A 16313-nucleotide genomic window follows, 5' to 3' on the forward strand; every position below is an offset into this window, starting at 1 on the left:
GCAGGCCGGCGGTGATCTTGTAGGAGCCCTCGAAGACCCCGATCTCCTCACCGAGGAGGACGACAGCGTCGTCACGTTGCATCTCGCTTCGCAACGTGGAGCGAAGCGCCTCGCGATAGGTCATCTCGCTCATGACCGGACACCTTCGTCCGGCTCGTCACTGGGGACGAGGATCACCGGGTCACCGGGCAGTCGGTGAGGGGTGCCCGCCACCGGAGTCGCATAGGCATGGACGAACAGGTCGGCCACCTCGGGGTCGGGGCTCTCGTCCGCGAACGCGACTGCGGCCGCGACCTGCTTCTCCGCCTCCGCCTCGATCCCACTCGCGGACTCGCCGTCGAGGACCCCGGACTCGATGAGCTGGGCTCGGAAGGCGGGCACCGGGTCTTCGTCGCGCGCCTGCTGGTTGTCCTCCTGCGAGCGGTACTTCGCTGGATCGACGACGGAGTGGCCACGCAGTCGAAAACTCATCGCCTCGACCAGGCTCGGCTGGCGCTGGCACCGGGCCATGTCCAACGCCGCAGTGGCTGCCTCGCGCACGGCAATGACGTCGCCACCATCGACCCGCACCCCAGGCATCCGATAGGAGCAGCCGCGCTTGTAGAGCTCGGGTTCGGCCGCGGCCTTCTCGACCGGCGTGCCCATCCCCAGTTGGTTGTTGATGATGACGTAGACGATCGGCAGATGCCACAGCGCCGCCAGATTGAGGGACTCGTGGAAGGCGCCGATGTTGGTGGTGCCGTCGCCCATCAGGCACATCACCGCCTCCGCATCGGGCCCGGGACCACCCCGGTAGGTCAGCGCCAGAGCGGCACCGGTCGCGGGTGGGATCTGCCCGCCGACGATGCCGTAGCCCCCGAGCATCCGCGCCTTCTTGTCGAACATGTGCATCGACCCACCGCGCCCGCCGGAGACGCCGGTCGCCTTGCCGAACAGCTCGGCCATGACCCGCCCCGCTCCGAGGCCCCGCGACAGGGCGTACCCGTGGTCTCGGTACGTGGTGAAGAGGTAGTCACTGGGGCGCAGGGCCGCCATGAGCCCGACCACCGTCGCCTCCTCGCCGAGGTTGAGGTGACAGTAGCCGCCAATCTTGGCCCGTTGATACATCTCGCTCGCGCGCAACTCAAAGGAGCGGATCAGGACCATCTGGCGGTAGTAGTCGGTGAGGTTCTCCGGAGTCACATCGCCACCGCCCACTTCCGGGTCCGTCGTGGTGTTCTCGGTGCTACCAGGCATCGCCTCTCCTGTCCGTGCTCCGGCGTGGCATGTGCTGCGTGTCGCGAGCTGCTGCTTTCAGAACCCTGGCGACTGCTCCTCGAGGACGAAACGATCGCTGCCCGCATGGCAGCGTGGGCACACCTCGGATGGGTGGTCTCCGCGGACCGCCTCGCCACAGGCCCGGCAGACCCACTCGGTGGCGAGCAGGGCTACGACGTCACCTCGGCTGACGATCCCGACCAGTTCACCCTGGACGACCACGGGCACCCGGCGGAAGTGCCGATCGACGAGCAGATGCCGCACATCAGCGATCGGGGTGCCAGCACTGACACTAATAACGCTCGTCGTCATCACGTCGGCTGCGGTGGCCCCACTCTTGGCCAGCAGGTCGAACTCACTGACAAGTCCGAGCAACGCCCCGGCAGCGTCGATGACCGGGACCCCGCTGATTCCCTTGGAGCGCAACAGATTTGCGATATCTCCGACCAATGCGTCGGGCGACACGGTGTGCACTGGGGCAGACATGATCTCGCCGGCTGTCGCGGCAACCGGCCCTACGGGATGGGATCGTGATCGGCCCATACCACGACAGCCTAGGCCGAAACTGCCTGGAGGGGCTGAGAAGCTGTCAGCCGCCCCGCCGACGCAGCCTCCTCCGTGCCGCGTTGCGCTGGCTCCTCGCCAACCGGAGCTGGGGCTATCCTCCTCGTGCAGCCGAAGATGATGCCCTCGCCGGCGTGGTCTCGCTCTCATCGATGGCCGCCACGGAGTTCTCCCCGATGTACACGAATGCTGCGCGACGCAGGTCGTGCCGGTGTCGCCTCCATCGAAGAGGGCGCGGTCACCCTGCGCAGATACTTAGGCGAAGCACGGTCAGCGGCTGATATGCCGCCTACCTAGCGAGGGCGTGGGGGCCGGGCGTCAGCGCACCGGCATGCGACGCATCACCAGCCAGTAGATCGCAGCGGTGGGGACGACTGCGACCAGGTTGAAGCCCCACCAGTCCATGAGCCGCCCGACCGTATCGGCCAGCGCCGGCCAGGCAACCTCCACGACGGCGGGGAGCAGGACGATCACCACGGCGAGGGCGCCGACCCCGACCCACCACGGCCACCGCAGGAAGATCGCGGTGATCAGGCTGGCGCCCACGAGAGCCATCAGCACGCTGCCCGCCGCAGCTGCCACCAGAAGCACGGCGTCAGCCCCACCTCCGGCAATGACGAGATCGAGCGCCCCGTCGGTCCCCCGGCCGACGACGAGGAGCACCACCGCGGTCACGGCGAGGACGTAGAGCATCATCACCAACAGCGTCACCAGGTGTGCGGTCGCCAGCGAGCGTCGCGTCGCCCCCGCAGCCAGAAACACCCGGGTCCGTGCCGCCAGCACGATCGCCATGACGACGGCCGCGACCCCAGCCGCCACCGGCATCAGGAAGAGGGAGGCCACGAGGGTGACCCCATCTTTGCCAGCGGCAACCTCCACGCCGATCACGTCCGTGTCGGTCATGGTCACCAGTTCCCACCCACGCCACCAGGCGAACAGCGTGGTGGTCGCCAGGAGTGCGAGCATGACGACAGTCGCGATCAGCAGGCTTCGCGCTGCGTCAGGCAGCAACAGGCGGGTCATCGAGGTCCACTGGCGCGGGCGAGCGAGGCTGTCCCTGGTCAGGGGGCTCTGTGCCTGGACAGCAGTCATCACGAGTTCCTTCCGGTGCTGACGTGCACGAGCACGTCGGTGAGGGAGGCGAGGGAGTCGCCGGTGGAGTGCTGCTGGCGGATGGTGTCGGAATCTCCGGAGGCGACGATCTGGCCGCGATCCAGGACGATGACATCCTCAAAGAGGTCCTCCACCTCGTCGAGCAGATGCGAAGACAGCACGATCGTGCGCGGGTGCGCGACATAGTCGGCCATCAGCTCGTCGTAGAACATTCTTCGAGCGACCGCATCCATCCCGAGGTAGACCTCGTCGAGCAGAGTCACTTCGGCCCGCGACGCGAGGGCGATGACCCCCGAGAGGATGGAGCGCTGGCCCCTGGAGAGCTGCTCAGGATTTTTCTTCAGGGGCACCCCGAAGCGCTCGAGGAGGCTCACCGCATACCCCTGGTCCCAGTGCGGTCGCAGGACCCGTTGCACCCGCAGGGTATGGCGAATGCGCTGGTCCTCGAAGACGCCGCCGCGATCGCGGGCCAGGCTGACGCGCGAGGTCACGGCGGGGTCCTCCCAGACGTCGCGACCCCCCACCCGCACCGAACCCGACTGGACGGGGCGCAGTGCCGCGATGAGGGACAGAAGAGTGGTCTTGCCGGCGCCGTTGCGCCCGACGAGCCCGGTGATGGTGCCTGGGCGGATGCTGACACTCACGTCAGAGAGTGCGTCGGTGGACTGAAAGCGGTGGGTGACGGCGTCGATCTCGACGCCGAGCGGAGTGGTCACTGCTGCTCCTTGAGGTAGGCGATGAGCTGGTCAGTAGAGATATCGAGCGCTTGTGCCGCCTCGATGAGAGGACGCACGGAGTCGTCCCAGAAGGTCTCCCGCCGGCTCGTGCGCAGACTTTCCCGCGCTCCTGGCGAGACGAACATCCCCACGCCCCGTCGCTTGTGCAGCAACCCCTCGTCGACGAGAGCGCTCATCGCCTTCGCCGCGGTGGCGGGGTTGATGCGGTAGGTGGTCGCGTACTGCGTGGTCGACATCACCTGCGACTCCTCCGGGAGGTCACCGGCGAGGATCGCGTGGCGCAGGCGGTCAGCGATCTGCTGGTAGATCGGCGTCCGGTCGTCGAAAGGCTCGGCGACCTCGTGCCCGAGGGTGGTCATCCGGACCTCCTTGCGTTCTGTGGTTCATTACTTGACTAATGAACCACAGAAGGCGTGCACTGTCAACACCCCCGCTGTGTGGACCCTGTGCGCGTCCCCAGGTCAGCGTCGATCCGTCCCTGCGAGGACGTCAGCCAGGTCGACGGATCTCAGCGATCGTGCTGTGGCTGCTCATCCCGCCGTCCACCACCATGAGTTGGCCGGTGATGTATCGGGACTCCGGCGACGCCAGGAAAACCATCAGGTTGGCGACGTCCTCCGGTGATCCGATGAAGGGCAGGGCGTTGTGCTTGCGGATCCCTTCGATCATCTCGGCGGGGAGGTTGTCTCTCAGTGCGGGGGTCATCACCGCTCCTGGAGCGACGGCGTTGCACCGGATCCGGTGCTGACCGTATTGAGTGGCGACGTACTGCGTCAGTCTGATCACCGCCGCCTTGGCCGTGCCGTAGGCCGTCTGCGTGAAGTCGCCGGAGAGTCCGCCCACCGATGCGGTGTTGATGATGGAGCCGCCCCCGGCCTCGATCAGGTGCGGAATCGCCAGACGGCAGCCCAGGACGGTGCTGCGTACGTTGAGCAGCATCGTCCGGTCGAACTCGTCCATGTCCATGTTCACGATGTCCAGGTCTAGCCGCGGGTTGCTGCCGCCGACGTGGTTGTACATCGCGTCCAACCGGCCGAACTTACTGATGGCCGTCTGCATGAGGCCCGCGAGCGAGTCTTCGGAGGTGACGTCGACGGCAACTCCAGCCGCGCGGCCTCCGGCAGCGCGGATCTCTTCGGCCGCCTCGTTCGCGTCCTTTGCCGACAGGTCGCCGATGACGACGGCCGCCCCCTCTGCGGCAAGTTGGAGCGCGGTGGCGCGACCGATGCCGCTGGCCCCGCCGGTGATCACAGCGACCTGTCCTTCGACCCGGTTCATGTTGGCTCCCGTCCCTGGGTGGGCCGCCATCGTCGCACAGCCGCCAACGACCATCGCCAGTCGCGTCACCGCGTCCGCCCGCGATGAGCTGCTGGTGCGATCAGGCCGGTGGGTAGTCCCGATATCCCTCCCGGAAAGTGGGATAGGCCGGCACCCAACCGCTCTGGCGCAGCCGGACGTTGCTGAGCCGCTTCCCGTGGTCCTGGCCTGGAGTCGTCGCAGGTGGGGCCTGCGCCCCCAGGCGCTCCGCGAGGTAGCCGGCGACCTCACCCATCAGTGCCGGCTCGTCATCGGTGCCCACGTAGAGGGCGTCCGGGACTTCCGCCCGCGTGAGCAGGTGCACGACGGCGGCTGCGGCGTCCTCGCGGTGGATCCGGTTGGTCCACCGGTCCGGATCGCTGACGCGCCCCTCTCGCACTTGGTCGGCGAGGCGGGAGGGTCCCCGGCCGTAGAGGCCGGAGAGACGTAGGACCGTGCCACCGCCCACCTGGGAGGTGAAGAGGTGTTCAGCGTCCAGCAGCATCCGGCTGGGGCCGTCGTCGGGCTCGGCAGGGGTCTGCTCGTCGCCAAGCACCGTCGCGGGGAGCTCGCCATACACTCCGGTGGAGGAAACGAGCACGGCCCGTCGCGGTCGCTGACCGGCGTCCGTCAGGGCTTGCAGCGCACGACCCAACCCCTCGACATACGTCTCCCGATAGGCGGCCTCGGTGCGGGGGCGGGCACTGAGCGCCACGACGAGGTAGTGCAGATCGAGGTCGGGCAGTGCTGGCACCTCGCGGGTGAGGTCGGCCGGCACGCCGATCAGCGGAGCGGGGACTAACTCGGCGCGGCGACGCACGGCGAGCACCCCATGACCGCGGCCGGCGAGGCGCAGACCGATGTCGGCCCCCAGGTCTCCACAGCCGACGAGCAGCACGTTTGGGTCCACGAGGTCGAGGATACGGCGCTGCCTGACTCAGGCCCGCACTTTCTGACCGCGCATGGTGAGCAGCAGCGGCTTAGCTGATGATTCCGTGGCGGGTGTTCCAGGCGCGTGCTGAGTTGTAGGCATCCACCATCGACCAGATCCAGGCGATCGGCGCGGTCAGGAAGCCGATCAGCACCAGCATCAGGACGAACGACACGAAGTAGCTGGCGAGGAAGGCGACGCCCTTGGCACCCTCCCCGTTGAGGAACTGTCCCAGACCGGGAAGGAAGAAGGACGCCACCGCGACGAGAGCAGGGCTGCGCGGCGCGACGGTCTGCGGCGGGGCATACCTAGCCAAGGGCTGCTGCGGAAAGCTACTGGGCGGACCGTAGGGGGCCTGTCCAGCCTGCCAGCCCGGCGTGTCCTGCGGAGGGTATGACGATGGTCTCCCCGGCCAGCCGGGGTTGTCCTGGGCACCACTCGGCTGCTGATACGTCATGGCTAAGGATACTAGGGAAGTCGCCGGCACAGGCGTTGCGGGACGAGGGTTGTGCACAACCACAGTCCGGACTGTCCAGTCCCGAGCGACTTCCCCCTGCGCACTGCCAGGTCAGTCAGCGATCTGGAGTGCCTTGACCTCTTCGCGCGCAGCCAGGACGGCGGCATGTTGACTGCGCACGACCTCCCGGAAGCCAGCGCTGAGGTCGTGCTCGAGGGCCTTTTCATACTCAGACACGGCGTGGTCCTCTCCGGTCACGGCGGCCCCGAGGACGCTTCCAGCGTCATCGCCGGTCACTGCGTCCTTCAATGAGATCCACCCGCGGTGCAAGGCCGCAGCAGCTGAGCCTCCTGCATCAACGTCATCGCCATAGTCGTGACCGAGCGCGACGATCTCACGTCGAAAACTCGCACGCTGCTCAGACAGGCGCTGCAGCGTCGTGGCCCAGGCAGGGTGATCACTGTCCGCCAGCTTTTCAGCCGCGGCGGCAAAGCCGCGTTCGCCATCCCTCAGGGTTTCTACGAGGTCTTTTGCAACCTTCTCGTCGTCCGACATGCATGCTCCTCGGTCTGGGTGATGGTGCGTGCAAGCCTACGCACCGGCGCCTGAATCCACCACCGCTATAGTCTTGGCGTCAGCGGTGGTTTGCCGATGGGTCGCTGCGGCGCAGGACCCGTCGGTAGCGTTGAGGGGCAACAGGAGGAAGCACCTGGGGGCACGATGCCGTACTAGCCCCGGTCAACAGATATGTCCCAGACTGGGATCGCGCGGGCTAAGGACTGACCAACAAGGAGACCCGATGATCAACGCACGACGCGGCAGGCTAGCGATCCTGGCTATCACGGCAGCGCTGTCTCTGTCCGCTTGTAGTCAGGGACCGACGGCCGACGTTGAGGGGGGCACGGATCAGTCGCCGGCCGTCTCCGCCGCAGTTCCGCCGGACCCAAGCGAGGCGACTGCGAACCCTAACGCGGCCACCGCGGGGGCGCAGGACACGGGGGCCGCGGAGAGCGGCGAGCCCATGATCGAGCCTGCCCAGCCCCAGACCGTCGAGTTGGAGGAGTCGATCTCCCGAAGTGCGGAGAGTGAGTCCTTCACCCTCACCACGCACCGGGTGATGGTCCACGACTACTACATCGAGGCCGAGATCACTTTGCTCAATGACGCGGACAGCGTCCTCAGCGCCTGGTTTGGCTCCGCGAACTCCGGCCCACAGTTATTCGATGACCGAGGACGCACCTACCCCTTCCAGGTTCAGGCTGGGGGCGACAAGAAGATCCTGCAGCTCCAATCCGGGGAAGGGCTCGACGCTGTGCTGGTGTTCGCCGGCCGCCTGGATCCGGATGCACGCGCGCTCACCCTCGACTTCAGCGAGCTGTCCGCCGACACCTGGTCGCAGGTGACCTTCGAGGTCCCCCTGGGCGGTGCCCGGTGAGAGTTCTCCGCCACGCGGTCCTCTACGCCATCATCATCGGCATCGTGAGCGCGCCTGCCGCTCTTTCGGCGGACGAGGCACCATTGCCCCCGGATTACCAGACGCCCGTCTCCATCGTCACCGTGTTGAAGGCCTGGGAGGCTCCCCGCTCTTCGGTCTCGCTCTTCTACATCGACCCTGCGCAGGTGGAGACCGAGGCGTTGGAGCAGGCGCTGGCGGTGACCAGTGACGGTGGCGAGCAGGTCGTGCAGCTCTCCGACCGATTCCTCTTCGCGTTCGATTCCGCCGAGCTGAGGCCTACGGCGCAAAGCAGCCTGAACACCGTGGCCGCACTACTCGGCGAGTCGGCGAGCCCAGTCGAGGTGATCGGGCACACCGACAGCCTCGGCACCGACGAGATCAACCAGCCACTGTCGGAGGACCGCGCTCGCGCTGTGGCGGACTACTTGGTCGAGCATGGCATCGATGAGGATCGGATCACCTCCTCCGGAAAGGGCTCGACCCAGCCGATCGCCGACAACACGTACCCGGACGGTCGGGACAACCCGCAGGGTAGGCAGGAGAACCGTCGCGTCGAAGTCCGCTACTCGCGCGGCTAGCCCTGCGCTCACCGTAGGTCGCGCGTCTGCTCAACGCTGGGCGCCGCCGCGATAATCTGCTCACGCGCATGGCCATCACAGCGCGGATCACCGGGCCCTGACTGGTATTCAGCGCACACCGATGATGTTCGCACCGGTGACGTTATCGCGTGCTTCCGGACGAAGACCGCACGATCAGGCGGGGCGTCAGTCGCACAGAACTCGCGCTCCTGCCGCCAATCACCGCCAGCAGCGCGGACATCGCCGCGCGCCCAACCTCGACCAGCCGTGAGTCCACAGTCGTCAATGGCACCGGCAGCGCGGCAGCAAGGTCCAGGTTGTTGTAACCGACTAAGGCGATGTCGTCGGGGACCGAGCGCCCCCGGTCACGCAGAGTCGCGAGCACACCGAGCGCGACGTCATCGCTGGTTGCGAAGATCGCGGTCACGTCCGGATCTGCATCGAGCACCTGTGCTGCGGCTGCCGAGCCCGAGCGCAGGTCAAACGCACAGGGCACCACGAGCTGACCGGGGATGTGGACACCGGCCTCGGCACACACGTCCAAGAACCCCTGGGTCCGCTCGTCACCCGTGCTGGCTCGGGTGTCGCCTGCCACAACACCGAACCTGCGATGCCCCAACGAGAGCAGATGCTCGCCGATCAGCCTGCCACCGAGCCGGTCGTCGGTCCCGATGCTGAGACGATCAGGGAGGCAGCGGAGGGCCAGGACGTGCGGCACGCGGGCCGCCTCTAGTGCCCCGATAATGTTGGAGTCGTAGCGGGAGTCCGCGACGATCACGCCGTCCACCTGGCGCGCGAGCAGCCGCTGGAGTCGTTGCTGACGTAGGTCGGGTCGGTCAAGAGTATTGGCGACCAGGGTGGCATAGCCAGCATCCATCGCGGCTTCATCGACCCCTGCGTAGACCGTGGCCAGCACGGCGTCAGTCAGCCGTGGCACCAGCATGCCGATGACGAGCGAGCGTCCTGTGCGCAGAGCCCGGGCAGCCAGGTTGGACCGATAGCCCCGCTCCATCGCCAGGTGGCGGACTTGGTCGACCATCGACGACGAGATGCCGCTCGGCGGCTCGGAGAGCGCGCGCGACACGGTGGAGACGTGCACGCCGAGCTCTCGCGCCAGGCTGGCCAGCGTCGGCGCTGGATCGGACGACATGCATTGAGTGTGCCGAACCCTTGACGCAGAAGCAATCGTTTGCTTAGATTACGCAATCGTTCGCGTGAGCACGCGTGACGTGAGCACCAGGCCGACGAAGCCCACCCGCGAGCGAGGAGTTGCAGACATGAGCGCTGCCGAGCGTGAGCCACAGGTCGTCGCGGACCGAGTCGATGCTGCGATCCACGCCCTCGCTGACGTGGTGGAGTCAGGGCGCCGCGGCTGGACGCGCACCGCGCTGGGCCCCGTGGATCGAGACGCTCGCGCGATCGTGCGCCGTTGGATGGTCGAGGCGGGTCTACAGACCTCCGTCGACGGTGCCGGCAACATCTTCGGTCTCCTCCCCGGCACCGGGTCGCGGGGACGCAGCTTGATGGTGGGCTCCCACACGGACACGGTGGACGGCGGTGGCCGCTTCGACGGGATCGTGGGGGTCGTGGGGGCGATCGAGGCCGTGCACGCACTGCGCGAGAGTAACCATCGGCTGGAGCACGACCTTGTCGTGGTCGACTTCTTCAATGAGGAACCCAACGAGTTCGGGCTGAGCTGCGTGGGTTCGCGCGCCATGGTCGGTGAGCTGAACGCAACCCACCTCGATCTGACCGACACGCACGGCATAACCCTGGCGCAGGCCCTGAGGCGGATCGGTATCGACGCCTCGTCTGCGCTGGCCTCGCGCTACGACTTCTCCGGCGTCGCCGCCTTCCTGGAGCTGCACATCGAGCAGGGTCCATACCTGGAGCAGCACGGGAGCCAGATCGGTCTCGTCGAGTCGATCACCGGGATCGCCCGCTTCCAGGCCCTCTTCTCCGGCCGGGCCGACCATGCCGGCACCATGCCGATGGACCGGCGGCACGACGCCGGGTGCGCGGCCGCCGGCACCGTCCTTGCCGTCGAGCGGATCGCCAGGCAGGGTCGAGACTCCAAGGGCACCTGCGGGCAGGTCACCTTCACCCCAGAGGCGACCAACGTCGTGACCGAGCACGCTGAGTTCCGAGGCGAGTTCCGAGGACCGGAGGCGCAGTGGCTCCGAACCGCCCAGGAAGCGCTCGTCTCGGCCGCGGAGGCGGAAGGATCCACGCGGGGCGTCACGGTCGAGATCGACTGGCTGCCTACCCAAGACCCGGCCCCTATGTCGGCCAGCGTGCTGTCCACCTTGTCCGGCGTCGTCGATGGCCTTGGTCTGTCCTCCTCCCGCCTGTTCAGCGGCGCGGAGCATGACGCCGCGATCCTGGCGCGTGCCGTGCCTGCTGGCCTGATCTTCGTCCCCTCTCAGGACGGACGCAGCCACTGCCCCGAGGAGTGGACAGACCTGCCGGATATCGCCGCAGGCGTCACTACCCTGACCCACGCGCTACTGGCCCTTGACCGGACCGCATCGACCATCGGAGCAACCTCGTGACCATCGCCCCCCACCTCGTGCCGATCCATGCCGTCCGGATCAGCGGCAAGGACCACCACGAGCGTGGCCTAGCCCGTGGTCGAGCCTTGGCCGCGTCGATCCGCGCCACCGCACGATCCTATACCGACCACTTCACCCGGCTGGGCATCAGTGCAGCAGACCAGCAGGAGGCCGCCGAAGCCTCGCTGTCCGCGCTGCACTCCTGGGGAAAGAATCTGCACGAGGAGGTGCAGGGCATCGCCGAGGGCGCCGACCTGGACCTGGCGACGCTGGGCCGGACCATCGCCCGCACCGAGATCCTCACGCTGGCCCCCGGCCAGCCGGGCGAGTGCTCCACCCTGGCCTACCAGGCACCTGGTCGCTCGGTGAGTGCGCAGACCTGGGACTGGTATGCCGATTTCGTCACCAGCTGGCACCTCCACCGGGTGGATCCGGTCCGCGGCGAGGTCGCCCACGCGGGGTTCGCGGAGTACGGCATGCCCGGCAAGATCGGTCTGAACGCCGCAGGGGTCGGTGTCCACCTCAACATCCTGGCCCACCGCGACGACGCGCCAGGAGGGGTCCCGATCCACGCGGTGCTCGCGCGCATCCTGAGCGAGGCGACGACGGTCGAGCACGGCATCGAGCTCATCCGCTCCGCGCCGACCTCATCCTCCTCAGCTCTCACGCTGACCAGCGCAGACAGAGTCGCCATGGTCGAGGTCTCCCCCGGCCAGGTCTCGGTGCAAGACGGTCCGGGGTGGCTGCTACATACCAACCACTTCGGGGCGCCCGAACACCAGGACGGCGCCCTCGTGCTCGCGCGCGACTGCACCAGCCACGACCGACTGGAGTTCCTGCAGAGCGCAGTGACAACCAGCCCGATCCCCCAGTCCTGCGACGACCTCATCCCGTTGATGTGCTCGCCTCTGGAGGCGGACGGCGTCGCGCTGCTGCCCGACCCCGCCCGGCCTGCACAGGAACGCGTGGCCACCCTGGTCACGGTCCAGATGGATCCGGCTGCCCGCTTGATCCGGCTCAGCCCCGGCGTTCCGCAGTTTGCCGAGGAGGTCAGCGTCACCTATCACCTCTGACTGCCCCCTTCCCCACCACCACCTCCCCCGCATGACCTGACCAAGGAGTCTCTGAAGATGAAGACCCGCACATGATCAAACTTCAAGGCACGTCCACCGACATCGTCTCCATCGCTAACGCCCCCCTACTGTGGATCCTGGCGCTCAGCGTCCTCTCTGTGGTCCTCCTCCAGTCGGCCATCTACATGATCGCGGTCCGCAAGAACGCAGCGGGCGCTGACATGAGCCAGCGCGAAGTCTTCCAGGCCTTCCGCGCAGGCGGCGTCGCGGCGATCGGCCCGTCGTTGGCCGTGGTGCTCGTCGCCATCGCGCTGCTGCCGCTCTTCGGCACGCCCGCGATCCTGGTCCGGATCGGCCTCATCGGGTCCGCCGCGACCGAGACCGCCTCCGCTTCGATCGCCGCTGGCACCATGGGCGCCAACCTCGGTGATGCCACCTACACCCGCGACGTCTTCGTCGTCGCCCTGATGGCGATGAGTCTTTCGGGTGCCTGCTGGATGCTCTCCACGCTCATCCTGACCCCCATCCTGGCCCGCGGCCAGGAGAGCCTGACCAAGGTCAACCCGGCCCTGATGGCGATCGTGCCGTCGGCTGCGCTCCTTGCGGCATTCTCCGGACTGACGGTCACCGAGCTGCCCAAGTCCTCGATCCACATTCTCGCGGTGGTCGTCTCGGCCGCAATCATGACGGTCTCCCTGTTGATCGCCAAAAGCTTGAACCAGGCCTGGCTGCGCGAGTGGGCGCTGGGCTTCTCCATCATCGGTGGCCTCGTCGCCGCCTTCATCGCGACTAACTGAAAGGGACCCTGTGATGAGTTCTTTCACGCCAGAGCAGGACGCCCTGTTCGCCGACTACACCCGCACCACCAACAGCTGGGGCCGGATCACCCTCTTCGTGGGGTTCTTGATAGCGACCTCGGTGCCCTTCATTGTCTTGGCCACGACTGACGTCCAGGTCACGTTCGCTCAGATCTTCACCGCGTTCCTCGCGGTCGCCGCGGTCTACGGCGCCTTCTACATCATCGAGCCGGTGACCTACTTCCCGATTCTTGGGCCGGCCGGCATGTATCAGGCCTTCCTGATCGGCAACATCGCCAACAAGCTCATCCCGTCGGCGATCGTGGCCCAGTCCACGATCGGCGCCAAGCCTGGCACGCGCAAGGCCGCCTACGCCGCCACCGCCGCGATCGCCGGCGCCGCTGCCGTGCACGTGATCTCGTTGGTGATCCTCGTTGGGATCCTCGGCACCTGGATCGTCTCGATCATGCCGGCCTCGATCACCGACGTCGCGCGCCTCTACATCCTGCCCTCGATCCTGGGTGGCGTCGTCGTCCAGCTCATGGCCACGCTCAAGCAGCCCAGGGCCACCGTCATCGCGATCGCGGTCTCACTGGCCGTCGTCTTCCTCCTGGTGCCCAACACCCCCAAGCTCGTGTCTTCCTTCGCCATCGCGCTGTGCGTGCTGTTTACGGTCCTGCTGTCGTGGTGGCTCCGGGGCAAGGAAATCGTCGAGGACGAAGACTCCGCCCACGCTCTCATCAACTGATCGACGAAGAAAGTGGACACTATGACGCTCAATCCCGCACTCGTCCAAGACCTCGACAGCAACTTGGAGTCGCTCGTCGAGCTGTACAAGGAGTTTCACCAGATTCCTGAGCTCTCGATGCAGGAGCATGCGACAGCCCAGAAGATCACCTCCATCGTCCAGAGTTACGGCTACGACGCCTTCAGCTGCGGCACCACGGGCGTAGTCGCCACGCTCAAGAACGGCGATGGTCCGGTCATCGCCTACCGCGCCGATACCGACGGTCTGCCCATCCAGGAAGACACCGGGGTGGATTTTGCCTCCACCGCGCGGGGCACCCTGCCCGACGGCACCCAGGTCCCGGTGATGCATGGCTGCGGCCACGACACGCACATCAGCGTTGGGCTGGAGACCGCACGCCTGCTCGCCGAGCATCGAGACCTGTGGTCCGGCACCGTGGTCTTCCTCTTCCAGCCGGGTGAGGAAACCTCCGAGGGCGCCGCAGGAATGCTCGCCGACGGTCTCTGGGACCGGGCCCCCAAGCCCTCTGCGATCTTCGGTCAGCACGTGTGGCCTGCTGTCGCGGGCACCGTCAACGTCTCGGTCGGCACCGCGATGGCGATGGCGAACTGTCTGGAAGTCACGGTCCACGGCAAGCAGGCACACGGGTCGCAGCCGGAGAACTCGATCGACCCAGTCGTGCTCGGTGCCTTCATGGTGACCCGACTGCAGACCGTCGTCTCCCGCGAGATCTCGGCGCGCGAGGCCGTGGTGCTGACGATCGCGACCTTCCACGCCGGGCTGAAGGAAAACATCATCCCGGACAGGGCGGTCTTCACCATCAACCTGCGCACCTTCGACGAGGAGGCGCGCGCGAAGGCGATGGGTGCCATCGAGCGGATCATCCGCGCGGAGGCCGCGGGCGCTGGAGCACCGGAGCCGGAGATCAGGCAGATGTTTGAGTTCCCCCGGTGCTACAACGACCCGGACCTGACCACGGACCTGATCGGCTCCCTCCGGGCCGAGCTGGGCGAGGACTCGGTCATCGAGTCCGCAGCAGTCACCGGCTCCGAGGACGTGGGACGCTTCGGCGACGAGATCGGCGTGCCGTACGTCTACTGGTTCTTCGGCGGACATACCAAGGAAGCGTTGGAGGCCGGAGCATCCGGCAACCACTCCCCGATGTTCCTGCCCGACGACGTCTCCACCGCCCTGCGGACCGGCGTCCGCGCGGCACTCACGGCCCTCGTGGGTCACCTGCAGAAGTAGCACCACTCTTCCCCCGAAGGAGATCGTGATGACCGACCTGACCTGGCTTTCCACCCGAGAGCTCGCTGCCCTCATCGCCGATGGCGAGGTGAGCTCCCAGGACGCCGTTGAGGCACACCTGGCGCGTATCGAGGAGGTCAATCCCACGGTCAACGCGATCGTCACCCTCGATCCGGAACGATCGCTGGACCAGGCGCGCGCAGCAGACGCGCGCCTGGTCCAGGCCCGGCGCGCCGGGGAGGTGCTCCCGCCGCTGCACGGAGTCCCGATGACGCACAAGGACACGCACGACACCGCTGGTATGAGGACCACGCTCGGCTCCCCCGTGTTTGCTGACCGCATCCCCGAGACCGACGACCTCATCGTCGCGCGGTTGCGCGCTGCGGGCGTGATCAGCACCGGCAAGTCCAACGTCCCCGAGTTCGCCGCGGGCGCCCACACCTTCAACCCGATCTTCGGCACGACCGTCAACCCCTATGACCCGACCAAGTCCGTGGCCGGCTCCTCCGGCGGTGTGGGGGCTGCCCTGGCGACCGGGATCCAGGCTTCAGGGGACGGTTCCGACATGGGCGGGTCGCTGCGCACCCCGGCCTCCTTCAACAACGTGGTCGGGATGCGACCCTCCAACGGGCGTATTCCCCATACCCCTCCCAGCAACGCCTGGGGCTGGCTCGCGCAGAAGGGCTTCATGGCCCGCACCGTCGGCGACGTGGCCCTCCTGATGAGTGTCGGCGCAGGCCCCGATCCCCTCGGGCCGTGCTCCGTCCAGGAGCCGGGGAGCATCTTCGACCTGCCTGAGTTCGCCCTCGGCGCCGACTACCAGCCCGACCTGAAGGGCCTCCGCGTCGGGTTGAGCCCCGACCTCAGGGGGATGCTGCAGGTCGAGGCCGAGGTCAGTGACACGGTCCAGGCCAGCGCTGAGGTTTTCACCGCGCTCGGGGCCCTTGTCGACGACGGCATCCCCGACCTGAGCGAGGCGGACCAGGTCTTCGGCACCCAGCGCGCCTACGACTTCGTGGCCTACTGGGGTCCCGTCGTCCGGGCCGAGGCCGCCCGCCCCGGCGGCAGCCGGATCAAAGAGGCCGTGATCTGGAACACCCAGCTCGGCTTCGACCTGCGCGTCGAGGAACTCACCGCGATGGACGCCGCCCGCGGCCGGCTGTGGGCAGCCACCCAGGACTACTTCACTACCCACGACGTGCTGGTGCTGGCCACTGCTCAGGCCCTTCCTTTCGACGCCACCATGGAGTATCCGGACGCCATCAACGGCCTACCCATGGAGAACTACCTGGAGTGGATGCGCGCGGTCACACTCATCTCCGCCACCGGGTGCCCGGCCATCTCGGTCCCGGGCGGTTTCTCCGCCGGAGGCCTGCCCATCGGCATCCAGATCGTCGCCGCACCGGGCAAGGACGTCGAGCTCCTCCAGGTCGCGCATGCCTTCGAAGCCGCGACCGGCCACCACCTGCGCCACCCCGAGATCTGATCTCTGAGCGGCCGCTCGCA

At 67.3% G+C, this 16313-nt stretch carries 18 protein-coding genes; 8 read left to right on the forward strand and 10 right to left on the reverse strand.

Going from position 1 to position 16313, the window contains the following annotated elements; translation table 11 throughout:
- Positions 1–129: 129 nt before the first annotated feature.
- The 9 genes from pdhA to Q4P07_RS06850 all read right to left on the reverse strand — a co-directional run bounded on the left by pdhA (position 130) and on the right by Q4P07_RS06850 (position 6910).
- Entirely contained in the window at positions 130–1236 is a 1107-nt protein-coding gene (gene pdhA, locus Q4P07_RS06810; RefSeq protein WP_303374152.1) for a pyruvate dehydrogenase (acetyl-transferring) E1 component subunit alpha, read from the reverse strand.
- 57 nt (positions 1237–1293) lie between these two features.
- Entirely contained in the window at positions 1294–1971 is a 678-nt protein-coding gene (locus Q4P07_RS06815) for a CBS domain-containing protein (RefSeq protein ID WP_368660257.1), read from the reverse strand.
- A 168-nt stretch (positions 1972–2139) separates the two neighbouring features.
- A complete protein-coding gene (locus tag Q4P07_RS06820; protein ID WP_303374154.1) occupies positions 2140–2913 on the reverse strand; it encodes a hypothetical protein in 774 nt (257 codons plus the stop codon).
- Positions 2913–3650 carry an ABC transporter ATP-binding protein gene (locus tag Q4P07_RS06825; RefSeq protein ID WP_303374155.1) on the reverse strand — a complete coding sequence of 246 codons (738 nt, stop codon included), beginning with the start codon at positions 3648–3650 and terminating at the stop codon, positions 2913–2915. The genes Q4P07_RS06820 and Q4P07_RS06825 overlap by 1 nt, the downstream gene beginning before the upstream one ends.
- On the reverse strand, positions 3647–4030 hold the full coding sequence (locus tag Q4P07_RS06830; protein ID WP_303374156.1) for a GntR family transcriptional regulator: 384 nt from the start codon (positions 4028–4030) through the stop codon (positions 3647–3649). Before Q4P07_RS06830 ends, Q4P07_RS06825 begins: the two co-directional genes overlap by 4 nt.
- A gap of 130 nt (positions 4031–4160) precedes the next feature.
- Positions 4161–4949: an SDR family NAD(P)-dependent oxidoreductase gene (locus Q4P07_RS06835; RefSeq protein ID WP_303374157.1), complete on the reverse strand. Its 789-nt coding sequence runs from the start codon at positions 4947–4949 to the stop codon at positions 4161–4163.
- 100 nt (positions 4950–5049) lie between these two features.
- Positions 5050–5877, reverse strand: coding sequence for an NAD-dependent epimerase/dehydratase family protein (locus Q4P07_RS06840; RefSeq protein WP_303374158.1), 828 nt, complete (start codon positions 5875–5877; stop codon positions 5050–5052).
- 70 nt (positions 5878–5947) lie between these two features.
- Positions 5948–6355 carry a hypothetical protein gene (locus Q4P07_RS06845; RefSeq protein ID WP_303374159.1) on the reverse strand — a complete coding sequence of 136 codons (408 nt, stop codon included), beginning with the start codon at positions 6353–6355 and terminating at the stop codon, positions 5948–5950.
- Positions 6356–6466: 111 nt separating this feature from the next.
- Entirely contained in the window at positions 6467–6910 is a 444-nt protein-coding gene (locus Q4P07_RS06850) for a PA2169 family four-helix-bundle protein (RefSeq protein ID WP_303374160.1), read from the reverse strand.
- Positions 6911–7376: 466 nt separating this feature from the next.
- Between Q4P07_RS06850 and Q4P07_RS06855 the strand changes: the two genes are divergently transcribed.
- Both Q4P07_RS06855 and Q4P07_RS06860 read left to right on the forward strand, forming a co-directional pair.
- Positions 7377–7790, forward strand: coding sequence for a hypothetical protein (locus tag Q4P07_RS06855; RefSeq protein WP_303374161.1), 414 nt, complete (start codon positions 7377–7379; stop codon positions 7788–7790).
- Entirely contained in the window at positions 7787–8389 is a 603-nt protein-coding gene (locus Q4P07_RS06860) for an OmpA family protein (RefSeq protein WP_303374162.1), read from the forward strand. The genes Q4P07_RS06855 and Q4P07_RS06860 overlap by 4 nt, the downstream gene beginning before the upstream one ends.
- A 142-nt stretch (positions 8390–8531) precedes the next feature.
- Here Q4P07_RS06860 and Q4P07_RS06865 read toward each other — a convergent pair whose 3' ends face one another.
- Positions 8532–9539, reverse strand: a complete 1008-nt coding sequence (locus tag Q4P07_RS06865; RefSeq protein WP_303374163.1) for a LacI family DNA-binding transcriptional regulator — start codon at positions 9537–9539, stop codon at positions 8532–8534.
- A 127-nt stretch (positions 9540–9666) separates the two neighbouring features.
- On the opposite strand from Q4P07_RS06865, the gene Q4P07_RS06870 reads away from it, so the two are divergent.
- The 6 genes from Q4P07_RS06870 to Q4P07_RS06895 all read left to right on the forward strand — a co-directional run bounded on the left by Q4P07_RS06870 (position 9667) and on the right by Q4P07_RS06895 (position 16293).
- Positions 9667–10941, forward strand: coding sequence for a M20 family metallo-hydrolase (locus Q4P07_RS06870; protein ID WP_303374164.1), 1275 nt, complete (start codon positions 9667–9669; stop codon positions 10939–10941).
- Complete coding sequence (locus tag Q4P07_RS06875) at positions 10938–12014, forward strand: C45 family peptidase (RefSeq protein ID WP_303374165.1); 1077 nt, start codon at positions 10938–10940, stop codon at positions 12012–12014. Before Q4P07_RS06870 ends, Q4P07_RS06875 begins: the two co-directional genes overlap by 4 nt.
- A gap of 71 nt (positions 12015–12085) precedes the next feature.
- Positions 12086–12811, forward strand: coding sequence for a DUF5058 family protein (locus tag Q4P07_RS06880; protein WP_303374166.1), 726 nt, complete (start codon positions 12086–12088; stop codon positions 12809–12811).
- A 13-nt stretch (positions 12812–12824) separates the two neighbouring features.
- Positions 12825–13559, forward strand: a complete 735-nt coding sequence (locus Q4P07_RS06885) for a hypothetical protein (RefSeq protein ID WP_303374167.1) — start codon at positions 12825–12827, stop codon at positions 13557–13559.
- Positions 13560–13580: 21 nt separating this feature from the next.
- Positions 13581–14807 (forward strand): amidohydrolase, encoded by a 1227-nt coding sequence (locus Q4P07_RS06890; RefSeq protein WP_303374168.1) that lies wholly within the window; start codon positions 13581–13583, stop codon positions 14805–14807.
- A 28-nt stretch (positions 14808–14835) separates the two neighbouring features.
- Entirely contained in the window at positions 14836–16293 is a 1458-nt protein-coding gene (locus tag Q4P07_RS06895) for an amidase (RefSeq protein WP_303374169.1), read from the forward strand.
- Positions 16294–16313: the final 20 nt, after the last annotated feature.

This window comes from Ornithinimicrobium sp., assembly GCF_030537745.1.
Lineage (GTDB): Bacteria > Actinomycetota > Actinomycetes > Actinomycetales > Dermatophilaceae > Ornithinicoccus.

What these genes read in the sequence shown, in the direction of transcription:
- pdhA (WP_303374152.1), bottom strand. Translation starts at nt 1,236, where the DNA reads ATGCCTGGTAGCACCGAGAACACCACGACGGACCCGGAAGTGGGCGGT.
- Q4P07_RS06815 (WP_368660257.1), bottom strand. Translation starts at nt 1,971, where the DNA reads ATGAGAGCGAGACCACGCCGGCGAGGGCATCATCTTCGGCTGCACGAG.
- Q4P07_RS06820 (WP_303374154.1), bottom strand. Translation starts at nt 2,913, where the DNA reads ATGACTGCTGTCCAGGCACAGAGCCCCCTGACCAGGGACAGCCTCGCT.
- Q4P07_RS06830 (WP_303374156.1), bottom strand. Translation starts at nt 4,030, where the DNA reads ATGACCACCCTCGGGCACGAGGTCGCCGAGCCTTTCGACGACCGGACG.
- Q4P07_RS06835 (WP_303374157.1), bottom strand. Translation starts at nt 4,949, where the DNA reads ATGAACCGGGTCGAAGGACAGGTCGCTGTGATCACCGGCGGGGCCAGC.
- Q4P07_RS06845 (WP_303374159.1), bottom strand. Translation starts at nt 6,355, where the DNA reads ATGACGTATCAGCAGCCGAGTGGTGCCCAGGACAACCCCGGCTGGCCG.
- Q4P07_RS06850 (WP_303374160.1), bottom strand. Translation starts at nt 6,910, where the DNA reads ATGTCGGACGACGAGAAGGTTGCAAAAGACCTCGTAGAAACCCTGAGG.
- Q4P07_RS06855 (WP_303374161.1), top strand. Translation starts at nt 7,377, where the DNA reads ATGATCGAGCCTGCCCAGCCCCAGACCGTCGAGTTGGAGGAGTCGATC.
- Q4P07_RS06865 (WP_303374163.1), bottom strand. Translation starts at nt 9,539, where the DNA reads ATGTCGTCCGATCCAGCGCCGACGCTGGCCAGCCTGGCGCGAGAGCTC.
- Q4P07_RS06870 (WP_303374164.1), top strand. Translation starts at nt 9,667, where the DNA reads ATGAGCGCTGCCGAGCGTGAGCCACAGGTCGTCGCGGACCGAGTCGAT.
- Q4P07_RS06880 (WP_303374166.1), top strand. Translation starts at nt 12,086, where the DNA reads ATGATCAAACTTCAAGGCACGTCCACCGACATCGTCTCCATCGCTAAC.
- Q4P07_RS06885 (WP_303374167.1), top strand. Translation starts at nt 12,825, where the DNA reads ATGAGTTCTTTCACGCCAGAGCAGGACGCCCTGTTCGCCGACTACACC.
- Q4P07_RS06890 (WP_303374168.1), top strand. Translation starts at nt 13,581, where the DNA reads ATGACGCTCAATCCCGCACTCGTCCAAGACCTCGACAGCAACTTGGAG.
- Q4P07_RS06895 (WP_303374169.1), top strand. Translation starts at nt 14,836, where the DNA reads ATGACCGACCTGACCTGGCTTTCCACCCGAGAGCTCGCTGCCCTCATC.